The organism is Clostridium tarantellae, from assembly GCF_009295725.1.
GTDB lineage: Bacteria > Bacillota > Clostridia > Clostridiales > Clostridiaceae > Sarcina > Sarcina tarantellae.
In genome coordinates this window covers 1-6106 of sequence record NZ_WHJC01000200.1, presented here as the reverse complement: position 1 = coordinate 6106, position 6106 = coordinate 1, and the positions used below count along the sequence as shown (strand labels likewise).

Genomic DNA, 6106 nt, shown 5'->3' with positions numbered 1-6106 from the left:
TTGTGGTTTTGAGATTCAATTTTAACATGAAATTAGGGGGTCGTTGTTTTTTTATGCAAAAAAACTTTCGAAACCTTGATATATAAAGATTTTAAAAAGAAAAGTAGTGTAGAAACTTTACACTAACTGAAATTTTATGGTGATAATAAAATGAATATGTATATATATGCTCCAAAGGATGACCCATACCATAGAGATAAATGGAGAGAACCTTACCCTGAAAGTGAACTTGAAAGAATGGGAGAACTTATAAATACAGCTAAAGAAAATAAAGTTGAATTTATATTTGCTATATCTCCAGGATTAGATGTTAAATTTCATGGTGAAGAAGGGGAAGCTGACTTTCAAGCTTTACTTAATAAAGCTGAATCCTTATATGATATGGGAGTAAGAAACTTTGCTATATTGTGGGATGACATAGATACATTAGAAGGAGTTAAACAAGCAGAATTTTTAAATAGATTTAATAGAGAATTCATGAAAACTAAAAATTATTCCATTAAATTTACATATTAGTTTAAACAATTATTAAGAAAAAACATAAAAAATCACTTTTAAATATTAGCAAATAAATTTTCCTAAATTTTTAAAACTTATAAATATTAGGGGTATTTTATTTCTTTTTTTCAAATAAAACTAAAAAAACTTAGTGCTTATTTAAAAGTAAGTAATATAAAAGTTATTTTTCTTAAAACCCCTAAATTAGTTTAAATTTAAGAAAGGTATATAATAACAAGTAGTAAAGTATATTTTTTAAAATTGCTAATAATTTAAAGGAGTGATATTTATGAATAAAAAATTAATTAGTTGTATTTTATCTGCAACTCTTATAGTAGGTACATCTGCCTTATTTATGGGGTGTGGAAATAACAATGAAGCTGATGCTAACAGTACCGCTACTTCTCAAAATTCAAATAATGCAAGCAATACAAATAATTCAACTAATAATATTACTGAAGAAAAAGCTAAAGAAGTTATGTTAAATAAAGTTCCTAATGGAAATATAACAAAATTTTCTTATGATGCTGATGATAACAAACCTAAGTATGAAGGAACTGTAGTGGCAAACAATCTAGAATATGAAGTTGATGTGGATGCTCAAACTGGAGAAATAATTGCCTTTGAACAAGAAAACTTAGATAATTCTCCAAGTAATACTGCTAATTTCATAGGGGAAGAAAAAGCTAAAGAAATAATGTTGAGTAAAGTTCCTGATGGTACTTTTGTAAGCTTTAAACTTGATAATGATGATGATAATGGAGCAAAATATGAAGCTGAATTAAAGAAAGAAAATATGCAATATGATATTTCTGTAAATGCTACAAATGGAGATATTATTGACTTTGATAGTGAACCTTCAAATTAAAATTTAATACATAATAATTTTTATAATATTATTTTTTAAAAGGATTATTGTTTATAATGAAAAAAAATTTATCTAGGAGTAAAATTTCTAATTATTTTATTTACATTAATAATGCTATTTATTAACCCTTGTTGTGGAAAGTCTGCTACCACTATTCCAACATAGGAAGGTTTATTTTGATCTATATATGCTTTAGTTAGTTTATTAGTTCCTTGGAAAGCAATTGTTGAAAATACTCCTAAACGATTGATACGAGGAAAATCTGGATAATGATTTTTAAATGCTGGTTCAGTTAAACCTGTAGATAAAAGAGGAGCATTAGTTTGAGGACTACTATGTCCACTTGCTACAAAATATGGAAAAACTCCTCCGCTACCATTAAGATAGTTTATAAAACCTTTTGCAACATTTCTTGAAGCACTATAATTTGCATTATACAGATGATTTTTTACAGAATTCCATTTTTTATATAAATCCCAATTGTTTCTTAAGTCATAGCTATCTTGTATAGTAAAAGTACTAGTATAAGGTATCCATTTTAATTCTCCTCCAAAGTTTTGAAGAATTACAATTTTACGTTTCATTTCATTTAAAGTAGGATTAACATTTCCAGTAAAATTATATATAAATTGTGAATAATTTGGATCATCTGTGAATTTCCTTAGTAAATTAAGAAAGGTGGCATCACTTTCTTTTGTGTTTTCTTGTTTTATTCTCATTATTACGGTTTCTGTATAATTAAATGCTAAAAATTTAGTTACTATATCTAAAATTTTCTTAAATGAAGAGTGTAAATAAACAATGCCATGATGTGCTTTTAAAGGATCACTAGAGTTAGGTTTTGCTGCTAGTCTAATATCTAAAAAGCGAATACCAGAATTTAATTGACTATCTAAACTTTTTGATTGAGTTTGAGCTATATCTCCTCCCCACCCAAGAGACATAGTATCGTGTGTTCCGGGAAGTGATAACTGAGAAAGTCTAGTATTTTGATCTAATTTACTCAACCATCTAGGTTCTCCTGCGCATATACCATCATCATGAGAATATGCATAATCAATACAATTACCCATAATTAAACTCCTTTCTGAAATTTTATGATTAAAATAAGATTCCAATTATAATTTTTTTATTTACTTTATTATATTAAGTTAAGTTTATTTTGGTCACTAAAGAATGGGGTTTATTTTTATAAAAAGATTTTTATAAAAATAAAAGTTAAGTTAAAGTATTAGGTTAAAAAAAGAATTTTATAAAAAACTTAAAAAGTTCGATTTTTTATTTCTAATAAATTGATATAAAAAATCGAACTTTTATTTATATTTTTACTTTAGTAATAATTAAATAGTTTTATACTATTTACAATTTAAACTTAAAGTATAAGGTTGTTTATTTCCATTGTCATATTTATATACACATAAATAATATTCACCTGGTTCAGCATTATAATTATTTTTTAATAGGCCTCCATTAATATTAGCAGAAGTTACATAATTTTCTAAATCATCTTTTTTAAATAAAAGCCAGTTTATTCCTGCATTAGAATTACAAAGTAAATTAATATTTAATTTACTTGGATCTTTTATAGTAATTTTATAAATATCCTTATCATCAGTAGCTGATACACTTCCTTTTATAATAGAATCATTAGCTACTGTCATAGCGTTTTCAAATTCATTATTATTTTCTTTTTCATTTATAGTTCTTTTACTTTCTGATTTATCAAATGCTTTTAAATTTCCATTTACTTCAATAGTATAATTTCCTTTGGTGTTTTCATGATTATATGTATATACTGTTAAATAATATCTTCCTGGTTTTCCATGGAATTTTCCTGTTAACATATTTCCATTTGTATCAGCATAAGCTACATAGCTTGATGAATCTTCTTCATTTGTAACATACCAATTTATAGGATAATTATCTTTATTATTTAATTTTATATTTACATCACCTTCTTTAGTAATATCAAAGTAATATAAATCTTTAGAATCATCATAGGATAATGTAGCATTTATAGGGTTATCACTTGTAAAGATACCCATAGCTTCATTTATTGAGTTATTAGGTTCATTTTCTTTTATATGCCCTATATCTTGCTTTTTAGATTTAACATTAATATCTATAGTTTTACTTGAAACTCCACCTTTATTATCAGTAATTGTTAATTTAACCTTATAATCTCCTTCTTTAGAAAAACTATGTTCTACATTAACTCCTTCTGCTTTAGTTTCATCACCAAAATCCCAATTATAACATTTAATACTTCCATCTTCATCTTTAGAATCTTTACCAGTAAAGCTTATTTTATCGCAAGTGTTAACGTTTATTTTATCTGAGACTATTTTACATACTGGTAATTTGTTTTCTATTTTACTAGGTGTTTTATCATTTGTTAATATACCATGGAAATGAACTTGGAAATTATAGTTGCCATTATTATCTACTTTATAGTCTGTAAAATATGCTGTTATAGTTTTATAGCCACTCCATACTTTTTTATCTAAATCTTTTAAGGCTTTATTAATTTTAGTATTCATGTCCTTCCAATCAGTTACTTTATCCACACTTTTTCCGCCAATATAACTACCTTCTAAATTAAAAGTTTTAAAGAACTGTGATTTTTCTTCATTTGTTTTAACGTTTTTCATAGAAATTACTGATTCTATATCATTATAAATCTCATCTGATTTTTTATATTCATGTGGTTTTGTATAGTCATCTGAAACTAGTGGAACATTTAAATTAGGTAATTCATTAATAAGTTTATCCATATGATTTTCATATGCTTCATCCACATAAGAATCACTACTTAATGATTTTATATAATTATCATATCCAGTAACATCATTATTTTTAATATCATTATTTATAGTTTGTAATTCATTTAAATTTTCTCTATACATATAGTCTGTAAATGCATCTCCATAATTATAGAAATCCCATGACCCATATTTAGCATGTAATACTTCATTTGAATTTTCTCTTCTAGTTCTATCAGGTGATAAATTTTGAATTATTGATTTTCTTGGTTGAATATCATTAGTTCTTGTTGAACCTGCAAAGAATTCTGCTGAACCTTCTTCAAACCAAGTTAATCTAGTTGGGTTTCCTTTATAAAATTTTCCCTTTCCCCATATTCCTGGAACTAAATATCTTCCTTGTAAATAATGTGTAAATTCATGGCGGAATAATTCTTCTAAAGTATAAATACTTTCTTCAGGTGTTCTTTCATAAGTGAAAAAAGTTCCAACTGGTTCAATATATATTCCACCATTATCAGTACTATATCCATATAGTTTTTGATTTAATTCATATTCTTTAGGTGAATTATATATAACTATTTTTAAAACATCATCTGCATGCCCTTTTTCTAAAGGTTTATCATTTCCAACTACTCTCATAAATTGAGAGGTTACTTCCTTTGATGCCCAATAAAGTCTCTTTACTTTTTCTTCACTGACTTTATCACCAGTTTTAACTATTATTTTTCCATTATCAAAAGTATATGTCTTAGGAAGATATTTTTCTTTAGCCGTATCCATTTTCTTATCATATTCTATAGAACTACCATCTGAAAATTTTCCTTTAAAATAAGTTTTTAATGAAAATAGCACTTCTATATATTGACGAGATAAATAAGGATATTTTTTAGCACATCTAGTTAAAACATCTTGACTATTTATAGGATCTACACTAAAAACAGAGTCTTTTCCAGTATAAAAAATTAAATTATTTTTTAACCAATCACTATTTGAATCTAGTGAACTAGATACTTCAGCTAAATTACCTAATTTATCTAAATAGTTATCTATCTGTCCATAATAAGCTGTATTTTTAGCTTTATATCCATGGTTTAGCATTTCAGAATATAAAAAATAATCAACATTTTTTATTACAGCATATAAAGCTCTTCCTTTTCCATTATCTTTAGCATAATCATATAAATGAGTATAATAGTCACCTAAAATGTTACTTAATTTATTTATTATTCCCACATCTAAAGAACCATTTCCTGAAAAATTTCCTAAAGCTTCAATAACACTATCTTGTGCTGGAGTTCCTAAAGCAAAGTATTGATTTGCTTCTATAGCTCTAAGTGCAGGTAAACATCTATTTTTAAAGTTTATATCTTTTAAATAAGATAATTGCTCATGGTAGTAGCCTAAATAAAATCCTGCTCTTAAAAATTCTACTAAAGTTGGTATTCCTTCATTATTTTTATCAGTAAAGGAGGCCCCACTTCTTTCAAGTTCATCAATAATAGCTTGTACTCTATCACTATTTGAGAAAAATTCATAACTATCACCATTAAAATCAAATAAGTTTGGTACTTGTTGCCAACTTATTTTTTTTATTAAACTTACTAGTTCATCATAGGGTAAGCTATTTAAATATTGATAAGTATATTGTCTGTTACCATATAATTGATTTGTAGTTGCATTAGAATTACTATTATTTTCTTGTGCAAAAACAATAGTTGAGCTTGTACAGCTAATTAAAGATGCTATAGTAATTAAACTTACTCCTTTTTTAATTAAGATTTTTTTTAGACTTAAATTTCTTCTTATAGACATAAATATCCTCCTAAGTTAAGTATCTTTAGTTTAATTATAGTTAAAAATTAAATTTAACTATAATTATAGCAAAATAAAATTATAATTCAAATTTTATTTGTAATTTTATTACTTATATTTTAATAGAAATTAAAATATATTTAATTTTTTTGATTATTATTAC

3 protein-coding genes and 1 pseudogene are annotated in these 6106 nt (G+C 25.3%); 2 read left to right on the top strand and 2 right to left on the bottom strand.

Going from position 1 to position 6106, the window contains the following annotated elements:
* Positions 1–126 precede the first annotated feature (126 nt).
* Positions 127–489: pseudogene (locus tag GBZ86_RS11370) on the top strand (beta-N-acetylglucosaminidase domain-containing protein); the annotation flags it as partial.
* A gap of 298 nt (positions 490–787) precedes the next feature.
* The gene (locus tag GBZ86_RS11365; protein WP_152890762.1) at positions 788–1366 is read left to right on the top strand and encodes a PepSY domain-containing protein; all 579 of its coding nucleotides are present in this window, start codon (positions 788–790) and stop codon (positions 1364–1366) included.
* Between the two features lie 68 nt (positions 1367–1434).
* Here the strand turns inward: GBZ86_RS11365 and GBZ86_RS11360 are convergent, their stop codons facing one another.
* Both GBZ86_RS11360 and GBZ86_RS11355 read right to left on the bottom strand, forming a co-directional pair.
* The gene (locus tag GBZ86_RS11360; RefSeq protein WP_152890760.1) at positions 1435–2439 is read right to left on the bottom strand and encodes a phosphatidylinositol-specific phospholipase C; all 1005 of its coding nucleotides are present in this window, start codon (positions 2437–2439) and stop codon (positions 1435–1437) included.
* Positions 2440–2721: 282 nt separating this feature from the next.
* Positions 2722–5943: a collagenase gene (locus GBZ86_RS11355; RefSeq protein WP_152890758.1), complete on the bottom strand. Its 3222-nt coding sequence runs from the start codon at positions 5941–5943 to the stop codon at positions 2722–2724.
* Between the last annotated feature and the right edge of the window lie 163 nt (positions 5944–6106).